11 protein-coding genes are annotated in these 16,163 nt (G+C 41.8%); 7 read left to right on the forward strand and 4 right to left on the reverse strand.

Annotated features, from left to right (window positions below; genetic code table 11):
* The first annotated feature begins 101 nt into the window (after positions 1-101).
* Positions 102-1,775 (forward strand): patatin-like phospholipase family protein, encoded by a 1,674-nt coding sequence (locus CYLST_RS09955; RefSeq protein ID WP_015207590.1) that lies wholly within the window; start codon positions 102-104, stop codon positions 1,773-1,775.
* A gap of 194 nt (positions 1,776-1,969) precedes the next feature.
* Here CYLST_RS09955 and CYLST_RS09965 read toward each other — a convergent pair whose 3' ends face one another.
* Positions 1,970-2,422, reverse strand: coding sequence for a hypothetical protein (locus CYLST_RS09965; protein ID WP_015207592.1), 453 nt, complete (start codon positions 2,420-2,422; stop codon positions 1,970-1,972).
* A 384-nt stretch (positions 2,423-2,806) separates the two neighbouring features.
* Between CYLST_RS09965 and CYLST_RS09970 the strand changes: the two genes are divergently transcribed.
* A complete protein-coding gene (locus tag CYLST_RS09970; RefSeq protein WP_015207593.1) occupies positions 2,807-3,049 on the forward strand; it encodes a GIY-YIG nuclease family protein in 243 nt (80 codons plus the stop codon).
* Position 3,050: 1 nt separating this feature from the next.
* On the opposite strand, the gene CYLST_RS09975 is transcribed toward CYLST_RS09970, so the two are convergent.
* On the reverse strand, positions 3,051-6,824 hold the full coding sequence (locus tag CYLST_RS09975; protein ID WP_015207594.1) for a caspase family protein: 3,774 nt from the start codon (positions 6,822-6,824) through the stop codon (positions 3,051-3,053).
* Between the two features lie 360 nt (positions 6,825-7,184).
* Between CYLST_RS09975 and CYLST_RS09980 the strand changes: the two genes are divergently transcribed.
* On the forward strand, positions 7,185-8,879 hold the full coding sequence (locus CYLST_RS09980) for an alpha/beta hydrolase (RefSeq protein ID WP_015207595.1): 1,695 nt from the start codon (positions 7,185-7,187) through the stop codon (positions 8,877-8,879).
* A 230-nt stretch (positions 8,880-9,109) separates the two neighbouring features.
* Positions 9,110-9,457 (forward strand): hypothetical protein, encoded by a 348-nt coding sequence (locus tag CYLST_RS09985; protein WP_157162557.1) that lies wholly within the window; start codon positions 9,110-9,112, stop codon positions 9,455-9,457.
* A 126-nt stretch (positions 9,458-9,583) separates the two neighbouring features.
* Here CYLST_RS09985 and murD read toward each other — a convergent pair whose 3' ends face one another.
* Positions 9,584-10,954: a UDP-N-acetylmuramoyl-L-alanine--D-glutamate ligase gene (gene murD / locus CYLST_RS09990; RefSeq protein ID WP_015207597.1), complete on the reverse strand. Its 1,371-nt coding sequence runs from the start codon at positions 10,952-10,954 to the stop codon at positions 9,584-9,586.
* Between the two features lie 86 nt (positions 10,955-11,040).
* Positions 11,041-13,191 (reverse strand): glycine--tRNA ligase subunit beta, encoded by a 2,151-nt coding sequence (gene glyS, locus CYLST_RS09995; RefSeq protein WP_015207598.1) that lies wholly within the window; start codon positions 13,189-13,191, stop codon positions 11,041-11,043.
* A gap of 77 nt (positions 13,192-13,268) precedes the next feature.
* Here glyS and CYLST_RS35155 point away from each other — a divergent pair, with 77 nt between their 5' ends.
* From CYLST_RS35155 to CYLST_RS10010, 3 genes are all read left to right on the forward strand, one after another.
* A complete protein-coding gene (locus CYLST_RS35155; RefSeq protein WP_015207599.1) occupies positions 13,269-13,463 on the forward strand; it encodes a hypothetical protein in 195 nt (64 codons plus the stop codon).
* Positions 13,464-14,057: 594 nt separating this feature from the next.
* Positions 14,058-15,347, forward strand: coding sequence for a glycosyltransferase family 4 protein (locus tag CYLST_RS10005; RefSeq protein ID WP_015207600.1), 1,290 nt, complete (start codon positions 14,058-14,060; stop codon positions 15,345-15,347).
* Positions 15,348-15,601: 254 nt separating this feature from the next.
* Complete coding sequence (locus CYLST_RS10010) at positions 15,602-16,057, forward strand: RpiB/LacA/LacB family sugar-phosphate isomerase (RefSeq protein WP_015207601.1); 456 nt, start codon at positions 15,602-15,604, stop codon at positions 16,055-16,057.
* Positions 16,058-16,163 lie beyond the last annotated feature (106 nt).

Below are 16,163 nucleotides of genomic sequence, written 5' to 3' on the forward strand. Positions count from 1 at the left end.
GATAATTATCATAATTTATTTATGATAATTATCATCAACTGGATTGACAAATTTCCTAATTGTGTTATTGCTCATCAGAATAATGTATTGAGGTAAAATTAATGCCAAAAAAACTTGCTGTTGTCATCAGTGGAGCAGTATCGCTAGGAAGTTATGAAGCTGGCGTTATGTATGAAGTTCTGGAAGCGATAGCCAGACATAATGGAAATGCGAAAAGTAATGAGGAACGCATTGAAATTGATGTAATTACAGGAGCTTCAGCAGGTGGTATGACGGCTTGTATTTTAGCCCAGCATCTAATTTGTGGCGATCAGGCTCCATCGGATAATCCAGAACAGTCTCTGCGACAACCGTATAATAATCCGCTATACAATGCATGGGTAAAAGAAGTTGATATTCGCGAATTACTTCAAGTTGAAGAAAAGGATCAGAAATACTCACTTCTACAAACAGCAGTTGTCGAAGAAATTGGGAAGAAATATCTGCAAGATGAACCTAAGATGAATCAGAGACATCCAGCCGCAGCGTCTGAGATTCACGTTGGTATCGCTATGTCCAACCTCTCTGGCTTTAATTTCCCCATTTCAACCGACTATACTCGTTCAAGTAAAGACCAAAAAGAGGGAACACAGCAGTTTTCATATACCCGCTATAAGGATCAATTCTTCTGTGTCGCTCATCGTAATGAATCTGGTGATGCGACGCTTACTGAAATAGATCGAAAGACAATAAGAGATCCAGAGACAAATCAAGAGCTAATAGAGTGGAAAAAGTTCAGAGATAAAGATACTAATTGGAAAGAACTACGCGAAGTTGGTCTTTCGTCAGGTGCATTTCCCTTTGCCTTTCGAGCTAGGAAAATTCAACGTTTTGGCGGTCTTGGCAAGCGTAAGCATCGGGATAGTGAGTACCTATACACGGATGGTGGTGTTTTTGAAAATGAGCCTATTGGTATGGCTAAAATCCTAGTTGATAAGATTGATCATCAATATCCATCTAGCAAGAGGTACTACCTTTATATTGCACCAGGTCAACGCAAATTACCTGAGAATCCTTTTACCCAAAAAGATGACGACCTCTTGGTAACAGGAATTGCTTTGTTGAATTCAATTTTTCACCAATCTCGCTTCCAGGATTGGGTCATGGAAGAGATGGATGCTCCGGTATTCTCAATTACGGCTAGTGACTTTGAATTAATTGGGGATGTTTTCTCAGCCTTTGGTGGGTTTCTTGAGGAGAAGTTTCGTGCCTATGATTACAACATTGGTCGTGAACGTGCTAAATTTGAACTCTCTGATCCGACTGCTCAAAGTCAACTCCAAGATTTAATCAAAAATGAAGTTGATAATATGCCATCTATTGAGTGGAAAGTGAATTGCAAGATTGGCAGCAAAGATGTAAAGAGTTGGGCTGAAGCAAAAGAAAACTTGATTCAATTAGCACAACCGCGCTCAATAAAAGGAGAACTATTGCAAATTGATCAACTTGCTAAAAGAGATCAATTTGCAGAACTACGTGAGTTAATGAAAGAAGTTGACGTAGATACACGCGATAAAATTATACAACAGTTAACTTTGCGACTAGAATCTTTGATTAATTTAATCAATGACTATTTAGGGTCATTTGATAATAACAATGATGGTTCTTTTTTATCTAAATTGGGGAGTCGGGTTAAGTTCAATACAAGAGAACGCATCGGAAAACCTTTAACAAAGATTGTTTTGACACGGGCGCTTGAATTCTGGCTGCGAAGAAGTATACTTCCGCAGAAATGATTCCAGGAATCAAAGTACTGCTGCAAGCCCCAAGCGTCGCCTCAAGACTTTATTTAAAACACAAATCAGCAGCCATCGACCCCAGTCTCACCTATAGGGACGAGGTGGGTGTCGTCTTGAGAGTTAATGAAACGATTGAAAGCCTGTTTCAAAGTAGGCTTTCACTTATTGGAGAAAAGTGATGTTTAGATAACTCAACCACCATCCTGACTAGTATTTAGTTGAGGGAAGGTGAGAGTCCAGTTATGTTTATCATTGAGATGAAAGTACAAACCTTGGAAAATTAGCTGCAAAGCGCTGCGAGTTCTGATATAGTCCCTCACAAGATGAGTTCCTGGTTCAGCAAAAATGTCATCAAAATTTTGCCTGTAGCCATAAGGCCGGGAACAGTCGCTACCAAAACCTTTGACTGATAATACAAAAAATGGGGTTTGTTTATATTCGTCGGGAACCATAAAGATTCCATATACTTGATGTTCACCAAGCCACGGCTGAACAACAACTTTAGTAGCCTGTACTTGAAATTTTGGGGTTTTTGATTTCAGAAAAGCTTCTGAGTTGCAATCAGAATCATTTACAGGCCACCAGAGTGTAATAATCAGCAGCGAGAGCAGCAGAATTAATGTATAAGTATTTAGGCGACGCATAAAATCAAGCAAAACTGTTGATGCGGCTAGAACGAGTTGTTGAGTAATGGTAGTGCAGCAACAGCAGTGAGAGTGTCCATCTTGGGAAGATATGAAGGTCTGGCGATGAAAAGTTATGCTGGGCAAAGATAAGACAGTACCCAGTTCATAGTTAGATGAGATGCGATGGGTTTGGGGAATCCTGGACAAAACTGGACAAAAGAGCTAAAAATTTATTCGCTACGCTAGTAAACCCTGTCCGGTAGGGACTGCGCCCCAGCGTAGGTGATGGGCGCTGTTCGCGATGGTGCATTGCATTTTTGTGGTTGTCAACACCGATTTTGGCGAATCTCTGTTTGTGATGAACTCTATAATTGCCATAGTCCAAGCTACTAACTCGAAACTATGGCTTCTGGGATTTATGCAGTTGCTAACATTGGTCGTTTTCAACTCTTTGTTGGTGATGCCAGTAAGATTGAAACAACATGGCCCCAACTAATGGCAATACTCAACAACGGTACACATCCCCACGCAGCATTGCAACAAGAGTGGAACAAACAAGGTGAACAGCGCCGCTTTACATTTCATACTCGCAAAGAAATTGCAGACAATCAAAAGATTATCGGCATTGAGCAAATTGATACTTAACCTAGCTTCCAGGTATAGGCTGACTGGTTTTGTTGGGATTTTCTGGTTGTGGTTGGGGCGATCGCTTCCAGACCATTAAGCCAACAACTACTATAATCAATAATGCAATCACCTTAATCACTACATCATTCACCCCAGAAGCATTTTCCCCCTGTTGATTTGCCGTAGCTGATGGAGTCCTCTGGGAATAGGGAATCGCATCTGGTGCTTGAATAGGCAGACTGATATCCCACGGTGAGGGAAGAGCCTCTTGTGTTAGATTGAGCGGGGGATGAACAAGTGGTTGGATTGCCTTTGCCAATGCGGCTAACCCTAGTTGATGAGTAAAATAGGTGAAGTGATCGCAAGCCGCATCTGGTAGTAAGATTTTGGGACGAGGCGTTCTGTCATTACTCACACTTTTAATACTGGCTAGAGTTACAGCCATATCGTTAGGTTGCTGGAAAACTGTCAAATCTACAGCTTTACCCAACAGCCGCTGCACTAATCGCTGTATGAGACTCGATTGCCAAGCTGGCTGTATTTCTACAGCGGCTCTAACCAAGGATTTGTTACCTGCAATAATTGTATAAGGAGTCTGAGGATCGTTATGATTAGCGATCGCTTTGATCAAATCAGAATCTGGCTGCATTTGCTCTAGAGAATAGTCCTTTGCTTCCAGAAACTCTAGTAAATCAGCCAGTACTTTCTGATTCCAAGCCATTGCCGAAAGTTGATTCAACCCTATACCCAGAGATGTCAATACCCAATCTTGCACCACTGGCCAAGAAAAACCAGCATTGGGTGTGCCTAACATCACCAAATGCTGCACAACTTGATTACCACCTTCTTGCTCAATAAACCATCGAGACACCAAACCACCCAGAGAATGCGCCACAATATGCAACTCTTTCCCGTGGGTTGCTCCCAAACCTACTGCGTGCAATCTCTGCCCTAAAAGTCTGGCATTTTCCTCAATAGTAGTCTGGGTAGACTCATAATCAAAAATCAGCACCAAATCATAAATTTGTTTAATTGGCAGCAGTTCCCCATTTACCTCAATTATGGCTTGATTAACACTGGGAATCATACTTGCAGTGTCGCCAATCAGACCATGAATCAAGAGGATAATTCGCCTAGCTTCTGCAACTTGGGATTTAACTTTCTCCTGATTTTTTTCGTAGGTTATTGCATCATTTTCTCCAAGGTTGGCTACAGCTAAAATTGGATACTCAAAAGGCAATCCTCGTTTTAGGTTGGCTATTTTTACCAAGAAAATCCAAATTGAACCCTGTAAACTATGATTACTAACTATTGGTCTAGGCAACCTTTCTATCGCTAATTCAATTTTAGCTTTTTCCGTCCTCTTACCACTTCCTAATGGTAAGAAAAACTCACCATCATAAGCAAATGGTAAAAGATATTCATTATCTGTTAAGGCTGTATTAACCAGAAATTTTAGAGGTGTTTCTGGTGTGATGACTGTGTAATCTTCTACGTCACTTAACTCCAAAGCACTCAAACCAGGATCACTACCTCGGCTAGGAGTAAATTGCCAGAATTCATTGACACTAGGTTGTTGCCGTAAGATAGCAGGTAAAATCAGATTTCCTAAATATTTACTCGCTTGAGATACGCTAGTTAGATTAACTTTGGCTTGCAAACTTGGATGAGGTTGCACTTCAACCACACCATTTTGTAATAACGTGCTGTGTTCAGATTGAATTGATTGAGATGCTTGTGGACGAACAATAGTAATCGTGACTTGCTTCGTTAACCAATGATCATAATTACCACTAGCTCTCACAGATTCACAAGTATTAACAGCTTGCATTAAACGGTCAAGAGTTCCTAATTTTTCTCCTAAAAAACGAGTTACGCTTGGCGAGTTTATCCCGTCTTGCTCTAGCAAACTGGCATCAAATTCTCTAGTGCTGACAATCAGTTTAAATACATCTTTGTATTCAGTCCTTCCCAGTTGCCAATAAATATCTGGAACGATGAAGCCGATATTATCAAAACTGGTAATTGTCTCTTTAGCTGCTAGTCTAATGCTACTTTTTTGCTCAAAAAATGGAACATCTACAGTGTAGCTTTCGGAAAGATCTAATACATTACAGTAGAGAGTTTGATGGCTGTGATTAGTTAGTTTAATTTGGATAATGGGGAATTGCCACACATCATTTTCATCAGTGTACTCAACCCGTACCTCTGAGGATGCAGTCTCTAGATTTCCCGACAAGATGACAATCTCCATCTCCAGATCATTCGGTTGAATGTGACTTGTCACGGGGTTGGAGAATTGGATAATATTGTGCCAACGGGCGATATGTTCCAAACGCCGAATCACTAAAATGGCATTTTCTATTGTGTAACCGACTGGATTCGGGTATTCTGGAATTGGGTCAACTAGCGATGGGCTACGCCCCCCCGGAAGCGATCGCGCAGATGCCGGTTGTGTAATCCAATATTGACCGTTATGAGCTAACAAATGGCAATCTGCCACAAAAGCTTGGTCTATTTGACTCACAAACAAGGAAGATACAGGCGTATGTAGTGCTTGCTGGGCCAGTTTTACACCTGTAGCGTCACCCTTGATGTAAACTTTCAAAGACGGTAATGGTAGATTAGTAACTACCGCCCAATAGGTTTCAGTTACTGATAAGCTTTCCCCAGCATTAATAATTTCTACCAGACTTTTTTGTGAAAGCACTTGCTTAACTTGCGCTTCACCTACAGCGGCTGAGAGTTGCTGTAACTGTTCGCTGGTAGTTCCCACAGCAAAAAAAGCTAGTAAAGTATCTCCACCGTTCCCTGGTTGGGGAAGACCGTGGAGACTACCGCCATCAATTACCCAGCTTTGATCATTCTGACTATAGTTTAAAGTGAAATACTCAGGACTTTTACTAATTGCACCACCTAAGAAAGGTTTAGCTAGCGCTGCGATATCACTTGCTGTTACTTGCGGCGACTGATCCTTAAGCTTACTATTAACCAGAGTATGAATATTTCTGGCTAAATCTTGATACGTGATGCTGCCATTGGTGCGTTCTAAAGTTTGCAGTAAAAAGTCAGAAAAAGCGCCTCTAAATTGACCATCTTCTGTTCTGTACTCCTTTGCCAACTCATAATTTTTACAGGCAGAGAAGATAATATGCTGGCTTTGAGTCTGCTGCTTTTGGTCACGATTTGCCGTTAATAATTCATCTAACGCTGTTTGGTCATCAGCAAAAATAAAACTGTTTAAAGGACGTTCCCGCCAGTCTATTGGAGAACGACGCACCGTTTTTTCTGGAGATAAATCGCTCGTTCCTAAACCAGAATGACAGCAGTCCAAAATTGTCAAGATATGGGGGTGCTTCTGTGCCACTTTCGAGATGAGGTAGGTTAATTCCTTATCTGCTAAGTCTCGACTATCTTCTGTACGGCTGTCATAGCAAACTAAAGTTTTATTTAATCTGTCTGGTTCTAAATGCCAAAATTCCTCTGGTGCTCTCTCTTCGGCACCATGACCTGCATAGTAGAACAAGACTACATCATCACTGTCTGCATTACATAAGTGCTGCTGAAAGCCGTTGATAATTGCCTGACGGGTGGCTTGTTGATTTGTGAGTATCCACGGTTGATTGGTGGGTTCAATCAATTGCCAGCCGATATCTTTAGCGATTCGCTCCCGCAGAAATGCTGCAACTGCTTTAATATCGTTAACGCTGCCTTTTAAGGTTGGTATTAGAGGAATTGATGCCGGGTCATATTCGTCAATACCGACTAATAGTGCATAGATGTTCTTAGCCATAATTACCCTATTTTTTTTAACTTTTTTGACTGTTGCTAATGGCTGTTTTCATTAAAAAATCAATTAACAATTAGAACTTTTAAAGATGCTAATTTGCTTTTCAATACTGGAGTATTCTAGCATTTTGCTCAAGGGGGAATTTACCTAGTTTTTTCCACAATAATGGCTATTTCCCAAGACCATGCAGTATAAAAACACGCATCAATTCCATAAATTGAGAACCCTACTAAGCAGTTTAAGTCCGGGGAAATTGATTGTGGGGAAAGGCAAATTGCCCACCCTCTCCATTATGTCACGGTTTTAGGTAGTATAATACACCAGCATTTGCTATGATTCGCTTAGTTTAAATTTGGTCTCAAAATGTTGAACAAGGGAAAAGGTCGAAATCTCCAGCTAGTTGCAGGTTTCTTTTGCACATCGGGCAAAGCCCTTACCCTAACTATTGCTCTAATGCAATTTTTTGGGGCAAATACCTCCGCACAAGCGGCTGAGACGATTGTTGTGCGTATTGGACTCTTAGAAGAATCCATTTCCCTTGCGGAGTTGCAAAAGGCTGCGGATACTGGAGTAGTTCCTCCGAGTTTAAAACCTTTTACCCAGCGATTATCAGAACAACAACGCCGCTTTTTTTTGGGGGGGCTAAAAATGCCCGTACCTATAAATGTTGTCAGCATTAATAGGTTACTTAATACCCAGTTGGGCACAACCATTCTTAACGATGTCTCGACGGCGATAGTCCGCAAAGACAAAGCTGGACTACAAGCATTAAGAGCAGGATTTGTCTTAGGCTCTACCGCTCCCCAGGGACTTTCTGTACTCAGTTTTATTGCGGCTTATCCTAGTAAATACTTGACAATTAATTTGCCCCAGGCATTAATAGTTGCAGGCGGTTTAAATACTTCTTTTTGGCGCACTCAGCAATTTATGCTGGCGATCGCACCCCGACTCGACCCCAGACAGCCGCAAATGGCTTTCTCCTTTGATCCCAGCCAAGAAGGCAGCGCTCAAGTACAAGAACTTAACTTGAAGTTGAATGACCCTCTGCGGGTTCGCAGTATTCCTGTTGATGTTTATTGGTCAACTGCGGCAACTCTTGAGAAACCTGTAATTGTCTTGTCTCACGGCTTGGGTTCAATTCGCACTGACTTACGCTACCTGGCAGAACATTTAGCTTCTCACGGTTATATAGTTGCAGCTTTAGAACATCCTGGTAGTAATGCGATAAATACCAACTCTGCAATCCTTGGCAAAAATAGTATCCTCAAGCCTCAGGAGTTTTTGGAACGTCCTAGAGATGTTAGTTTTGTCCTTGATGAACTAGAAAAGCTGAACCAAACTGCTAATAATCCACTGCAAGGTAAGCTAGCAACCAATAAAGCGATGGTTATTGGTTATTCTTTCGGTGGTGCTACAGCTTTATCACTTGCTGGGGCTGAGTTACAACTGGGGGGACTCAAACAACGCTGCCAAAATAAAATCAATGTGTTGAGTCTGGGTGAAGGTATCCAGTGTCTTGCTCAAGGATTACCAGAAAACAGCTATCAACTGCGGGATGCTAGGATCAAACAAGCGATCGCACTCAGTCCCACAACTTCTTTGTTATTTGGCGAAACTGGTTTAAGCAAAGTACAAATCCCAACTTTAGTGTTAGCAAGTTCCGCGGATAAAACCACCCCAGCTTTAACAGAACAGATTATCGGATTTACCAAAATTCCATCTCCTAAATGGCTGGTTGGTGTTCTTGGCGGCACACATTTGAGTGTGAAAGACCCCAGCACCACTTTAGATCAAAAGGAAAAATTGAATACACCGTTTAGTGGTGGTGAAGTTGTGGGTGATCAAGCAACTGATGTTCGCAAATTGGTGAACGTTGTAGCTTTGGCATTTGCTGCACAGATGACACCTGAAGCCAGTAAATATGCTGCTTTTCTCACCTCAGATTATGCTCAGTTTGCCTCAACCCAGGCTTTCCCATTCCGCTTAGTGACAGAGATTCCGCCTGATGCTATGGGATTAATAAACGAATTTGGCGGGAATCAAGTAAGTCAACCATAAAAATTTTTTCATTTAGATAAATTTTTGCTGATGAAAAAGGGCTTGGAAGGGAAACCAAGCCCGAACTTCACTCAGGGTAAAATTATTATTTAGTTTAAATACTTTCGGTAACTAAAACATCTTTCTTGGGGAGGATGCACAGTATTCTTGCTTATAGGGTGTTTTAAAAGTATTGGGCGAATATAATTCTGAGCAGTCTTATTCAGTGTTGGATAACAGGGATGATGATCATGGTTAGCTTTCTTGGTGCGAGTGAATATCTATGTACACAAAGTCTTGCGGTCACTCAACAAAACCCTACGGAGGTAGATAAAATGACTGGTAAAACTTCTCCAGTCAGTGCAACACATCCCAGTCAAATTTTGTTTGAAGATCGAGTGGATGATCGACAATGGACTAAGCAGGCTGACGAAGTTCCTCAAACAATAGCTTGGGTTAATGTAGAGGGTGTATGGCATTGTGTAACTCGGATTGAGATTACAGGAACAGTTGAAAAACGCCGCATCACCAAATACGGGCAAGACGGTGATTTTTTGGAAACGACTATCCAATCTCCTCCTCCCCGACCTCGACCCTGACCAGGTTATTTATCTGAGTTTATACTTCATACCGAAAAAGATTTTAAACCCCGATGAAAACTCAGATTTATCCTATATTGATGATGAGAGTTTACTACCTCATCCAATAGCAGTATGGGATGCTTTTCAGGTTTTTGCCCAATCAAGGCACAATTGGCGGAAATCGTCGCCCCGCACTTCAAAATTCGGGTATTGGTCAAAACTCGCACAAGCTGGAGATAGCAATACTACAGGCGCTTGATATTGTTTGGCTAATTCCGCCGATTTGGGAATTGCCTGAGACATGGTTTCTACAATTTCATAATTACTATATCCCACTTCTTGCAGGCGTTGGGCAAATGCAGGTGCAGCATTACCAATTAGTAAAACAGCAGCGGCTTTGGCTTGAATTTTTGCTAACCAGCCAGTATCATCACCAGGTTTAGCTTCACCACCGGCAATCAAAATTGCCGGACTTTTCACAGATGCTAAACCTACTTCGGCTGCATCGTAGTTGGTAGCTTTGCTGTCGTTAATAAAATCAATATTTTCCCAAGTGCAGATATGTTCTAAACGATGGGGAACGCCAGGGAATTCACTAATTGCACGGGTAATAGAATCGCTATCAATTCCTGCCAATCTGGCTGCGGCTACGGACATCAAAAGGTTTTGCTGATTATGTTCTCCCACCATTCGCAAAGCAGACACTTGCACAATCGGTTTTGGTGGAGTTTCAGCATTTAACTTTTCTATCACCCAGCCATCTTCTATGTAAAAACCTTTTTCGCCAATTAGGAAATCTTTGCCTTTGACGCTTGTCCAAAAAGCATCGGGCCAATGATTTAAACCTAACTTGCTCAAGTAAGTATCGTCTCCATTGAAAATTTGCAGTTGAGACTGATGTAAAAGCTTGGCTTTAATATTGTAGTAGTTTTCTAAAGTCTGATGACGCGCCAAATGATCTGGTGTGAAAGTCGTCCAAATACCAATGCGGGGTGCGAGGGTGACAGAAGATTCTATTTGATAGCTGCTAATTTCTCCAATTACCCAATTGGGAGGTTTTGCGGCTAGGGCGACTTCACAGGCAGCATAACCAATGTTGCCACAGGCGGGGGCATTTAATCCGGCTGTTTGAAAGATGGCGGCTGTTAAGGCGGTGGTGGTAGTTTTACCGTTAGTGCCGGTGATTGCTACCCAAGGTATGGTTTGCAAATGTCGCCAAGCCAGTTCCATTTCGCCGATGGTTTCTATGCCTAAATCTCTGGCTTTAACTAATAGGGGAATATCCCAAGGTACTCCAGGACTGACAACTATTAATTGGGGTAAATCAGGACTATTTAAATCTGGAGAATATCCCAATTTAACGGTGATTTGTTCAGCTGCAAGTTCTTGTTGTTGTTGCAGGAGGGTTTCGGAGGTGTGGCGATCGCAAATTTCCACCTCCCAACCTTCCCGTTTCAACAATCTTGCCGCACCAACTCCGGACTTTCCCAATCCAATAACGCGAGCTTCTGGCATAGACTGTGCAATAGATATCCCTGGTTAAGCACTCCCTATGTTAACGTTAATCCAGCAAAAATTACACCTATTTTTGTTGTCTTAGGCTACAGATTTTTGACAATCGCCCCAAAATCAGCAAGAACACGGGCGTGATTTCGCAATAATCCCAGCAAATTCAACCGATTACGCTTGATATCAGGATTGGAATCCATGATTAATACGCTATCCGCACCATCAAAAAAGCTACTTACTGTCGGGGCAATTTTTGCCAGTGCGTCTACTAACAGTTGATAATTACGTGATGCTTGCGCTGCTTGGGTTTGGGGGACTAACTCAAGTAAGGCGTTGTAAAAAGCTGACTCGGTAGACTTTTGGAACAGTTCGGGATTAATTACCGCTGTGGGTTCTAGCTGCTGTTTGTCTAAATCACCTTGCGCTGCTAGGCGTGTGGAACGGTTAACGGTTTCGTAGATTTTGTCTAGAGTACCATCATTGCGGATTTGTTGCAGATATAAAGCGCGATCGCGCACATCTAGTAAATCCTTTAACGCCCGTTCGGTATATTCTGGATCATTTTCGCCCAAAACTGCATTGACTAAATCATAATCAATTTGCCTTTCTTCTCTTAATAAGATGCGAATACGTTGGAGGAAAAATTCCCGCAATGTGATAATTAAAAAGGCAGCATCTTTGTCAAAAGTGGTCGCAAAATCTGTGGTTATCTGTTCTAACAAGGTTGCTAATTGAATTTTTAAATTCGCAAACCAGGTAATATTAATGATCGCATTCGCCGCCCGACGCAATGCAAAAGGATCTGATGAACCGGTGGGAATTAAACCGACACCAAAAATACTCACCAAAGTATCTAATTTCTCGGCTAAACCAACAATTGTGCCAGTGAGAGTTGTGGGTAAATTGTCACCTGCACCTGTTGGCAAATAATGTTCAAATATTGCTTTTGCTACTTCTTGATCTTCACCACTAGCTAAAGCATATTTTTCGCCCATGATCCCTTGTAATTCAGGGAATTCATACACCATTTGGGTTACTAAATCAGCTTTACACAGTAATGCTGCTCTTTGGATTTTTTGGCTTTTATCTTCCTCTAAATGCAATTGGTTGCTGATTAATTCTGCGATCTTGACTACTCTATCTACTTTGGCTCGGACAGAACCCAAATCTTCTTGGAAAGTGACTTTTTCTAATTGATGTAAAAAACTTTCTAATGGTTTAGCTTTATCAGCTTCATAGAAAAATCTTCCATCAGCTAAACGCGCCCGAATTACTTTTTCATTCCCGACAGCGATGATATCTGCTTTTTGAGGATCGCCGTTAGAAATGGTGATGAAATTGGGTAATAATTCTTGCTGATAATCATCTTTGAAGACCGGAAAATAACGCTGGTGGCTAACCATGACTTCAGTAATTACCTCAGTTGGTAATTCTAGAAATTCATCTTCAAATTTGCCGATAACTGCGGAAGGGTATTCTACAAGATTGATAACTTCTGCTAACAAGTCGGGGTAAAATACTGTAGATCCGCCTAACTTCTGGACTGCTGCTTCGACTTGCTCTGTGATGATGTTTGCTCGTTCCTCTGGGTCAACGATAACAGAAGCATGGCGCAGAATGTTTACATAATCTGTAGCTTGGGGAATGGTTACAGGTTGGGGATGCAAGACGCGATGAGTTTGAGTGATGCGATCGCTTTTTACCGTTTTGCCACCATTCTCTAATTCTAGCGGCAAAATTTCGGCATCTAATAAAGCTACCAGCCAGCGAATAGGGCGGGAAAATTTACGATCCCCACTTCCCCAACGCATCAACCGCTTACCTTCTAAATTCCAAACCCACTGGGGAACCGATTCTGTGAGAATTTCCCCTAGAGGACGTCCGGGAGTCTTTTTGTTCACAAAGACAAATTCCCCTTTGTCTGTGGGGCGAACTTCTAGGGCGTCCAGTTCCACACCTTGCTTTTTAGCAAAGCCCACGGCTGCTGGTGTTGGTTTACCATCTTTAAAGGCTGCTTGTGCGGGGGGTCCTTTAATTTCTTCTTCTTTGTCTGGTTGCTGGAATGGTAAACCTGTGATGAGTAACGTTAACCGCCGGGGAGTACCATAAACTTTTACAGCTTCATAATTGAGGCTATTTGCTTCCAGACTTTGGGGAATGCGCTCTTTCCATTGTCTGATAGCATCACTCAAAAAGCTTGCAGGTAGTTCTTCTGTACCAATTTCTAATAAAAACGCAGGCATAGGACTCTGTTTTCAACTTCGCGTAGCTCAACTTTAGCAGTCAATCTCAATAGTTTACCCTGCCAGAACGCTGAGGTATGCGGTGTCTAGCGGTTGCAGCAGAAATTTCTTCTCTGGGAGATCTGGGTGAGGCTAAAATCAGGGGTTATGTTACAACAGTTACAAAGCTGGTTGACACTCTACTGCCTTGGGATGAAATGAACGGGCAGTATTATTTTGGCATTCGCAGGCGATCGCTAAATTTATGTTATGCCTCAAATCAATCAGCTTAGTTTGAATAATAGCGATAGACTAGCCTCCAGCAGCAATATAGCCATCTTCCTCAATCTAATCGCCAAATTATTTCCAAACTTTTTTTTTAATGGTATACTTATACACTATTTGTTTGAAACAGAAAAATAAAAGCTAATTCTTGTCAATTTACATTCACCAAAAAAAAATGCTTTGGCGGTGACAGGTAACTCAATAATCTGCTCTTTAATCGCTACAAATAAATATAACTAAGTATAAGTCAAAGACTACAAGTGTAAATTCTACATAAACGAAATTTAAAGATTTTATTAATCTAAGTAAAAATTCTCAGCTAAAATTGAATATAATGCTACAATGTGAAAAGAAAAACTTAAGCATCCATATCAGGATAAACTAAACCATTGATGATTATTATGTCCGGCTAAACATAATAATAAATCTATCCAACTATGTGCCCTGAGGCACGTAACTTTAGTTTCAGAAACCTGATTTAGGATTAATTATCAGTGTTTAAAACAACCTGATATAAAAATTAAAAATTAAAAATAGTAGACTCGCCTGATGTTAGGAAGCAATCTGATTATCTCAGGCTGAATTCAGGAATTCATAAACTCATGCACATTCTGATTTATTCCTACAACTATCATCCAGAGCCGATTGGCATTGCTCCCTTGATGACTGAACTCGCAGAAGGATTCGCGGAACGAGGCCATGTTGTGCGGGTGATTACAGGAATGCCTAACTATCCTCAGCGCGAGATTTACGAGGGTTATCGGGGTAAGTGGTATCTGACTGAAGAAAAAAATGGTGTTACCATCCAGCGAAGTTATTTGCGGATTAAGTCTAAACCCAACCTCATAGACAGGCTATTACTGGAATTGAGTTTTGTCTTGAGTAGCTTGCCCCAAGCCTTCAAAGGGCAGCGTCCTGATGTAATTATTTTAACAACTCCTCCCTTATTAGTTACCTTGCCTGCAACCCTACTTGGTTGGTTATACAACTGCCCAGTGGTGCTAAATTTGCAAGATATTCTCCCAGAAGCTGCCGTGCGCGTCGGTTTGCTGAAAAACAAATGGATGATTCGTGGCCTTGCAGCTTTAGAGAAATTTGCCTATCGGGCTGCACGCAGCATTTCTGTTATCACAGAAAGCTTTAGTGAGAATTTAGTAGATAAGGGCGTACCTGTTAAGAAGATTGTTTGCATTCCCAATTGGGTGAATGTGAATTTTATCCGCCCCTTACCAAAGAAGAGCAATCCCTGGATATCTACCCATCAATTGCATGGAAAATTTGTAGTACTTTACTCTGGTAATATTGCGCTGACACAAGGTTTAGAGACAGTAATCGCCGCCGCAGCTCGCTTGCGTCATATTTCAGAAATTGCTTTTGTCATCGTCGGCGAATCAACAGCTTTGACAAGGTTGCAGGACTATTGTTTGTCTTGTGGAGCAGATAATGTCTTGCTGCTACCATTGCAACCACGAGAAGAACTACCCCAAATGCTAGCAGCCGCTGATGTGGGGTTGGTTGTACAGAAGTGCAATATAATTTCCTTTAATATGCCTTCTAAATTGCCGTTGCTGCTTGCAAGTGGTTGCGCGATTGTGGGTTCAGTTCCCGCTACTGGCACAGCTGCAAAAGCCATCAACGAGAGTGGTGGCGGCTTAGTTGTAGAGCCAGAATCACCGGCAGCTTTAGCGGAGGCAGTGCTAGATGTATATCATAATCCCCTGCTAGCGGCACAGCTAGGTCAGAAAGGGAGACAATTTGCTCAAGAGCACTATTCTTTGGAGCAAGCACTAGATCAGTATGAAGAGCTATTTTCTCAGATCATTACCAAGCGATCGCCAAATTTGGATAGTATACCGGAGTTGAGTTCCAAGAAATCAGTTGCTGATATTTGAAGATTGGGTAGGGGTTTCATTAAAGTTATCCTTTCATTGGTCAGCCTGATCCAAAATCTAGTCGTTAGATGCATAGACTCGGCGTGCAGCGCGGCTTCACCCCATATCTTGGGTGAAAATGAGATTCTAAAAGCCGCCAACTAGCGTTGGCTTACCAATGAAAGTCCAGGTTTTTCCCAAGGGGTAGTTAGTGATTTCCGATTCTCTAATTCTCGATATACTGGCAACTAGAAACAGAAAACCAATTGAGCGTTATGAAAATTGCTATTGGCAGTGATGAACGCACACATCTAACCGACAAGGTAATTGCTGAACTCCAGCAGCGTGGTTATGAAGTTTTACCCTGCGGTTCTTTGGTTGAGAATGAGTCAGATGTTGATTGGCCTCTCAGCAGTAGTCAGGTTGCGGTTGCTGTAGCTTCCCAGCAAGCAGATGAGGGTATAGTATTTTGTTGGACTGGTACAGGGGCATCGATTGCGGCTAACAAAGTTTCTGGGATTCGTGCGGCTTTGTGTCATGATGCGGAAACTGCCCGCAGCGCACGCATTTGGAACCATGCTAATGTGCTTGTTCTGAGTTTGCGTGCTACGACAGAAGCGATCGCTAAAGAGATATTAGATGCTTGGTTTACCACACCTTTTTCTAGCGATGAGTGGAATTTACAGCAAATCAAGCGAATTAAACAGTTAGAGCAAAGTGCGAAAGATTGACTGCTGTGTTGAATGCTTCGAGGTTGAGGACAAAGAGTCCGCTGGAGTCAATGCAACATTATTGCATTTTCTTTAGATTATGTTACATTACTTTACATACAGTTAC

It is taken from the genome of Cylindrospermum stagnale PCC 7417, from assembly GCF_000317535.1.
GTDB classification, from domain to species: Bacteria; Cyanobacteriota; Cyanobacteriia; order Cyanobacteriales; family Nostocaceae; genus Cylindrospermum; species Cylindrospermum stagnale.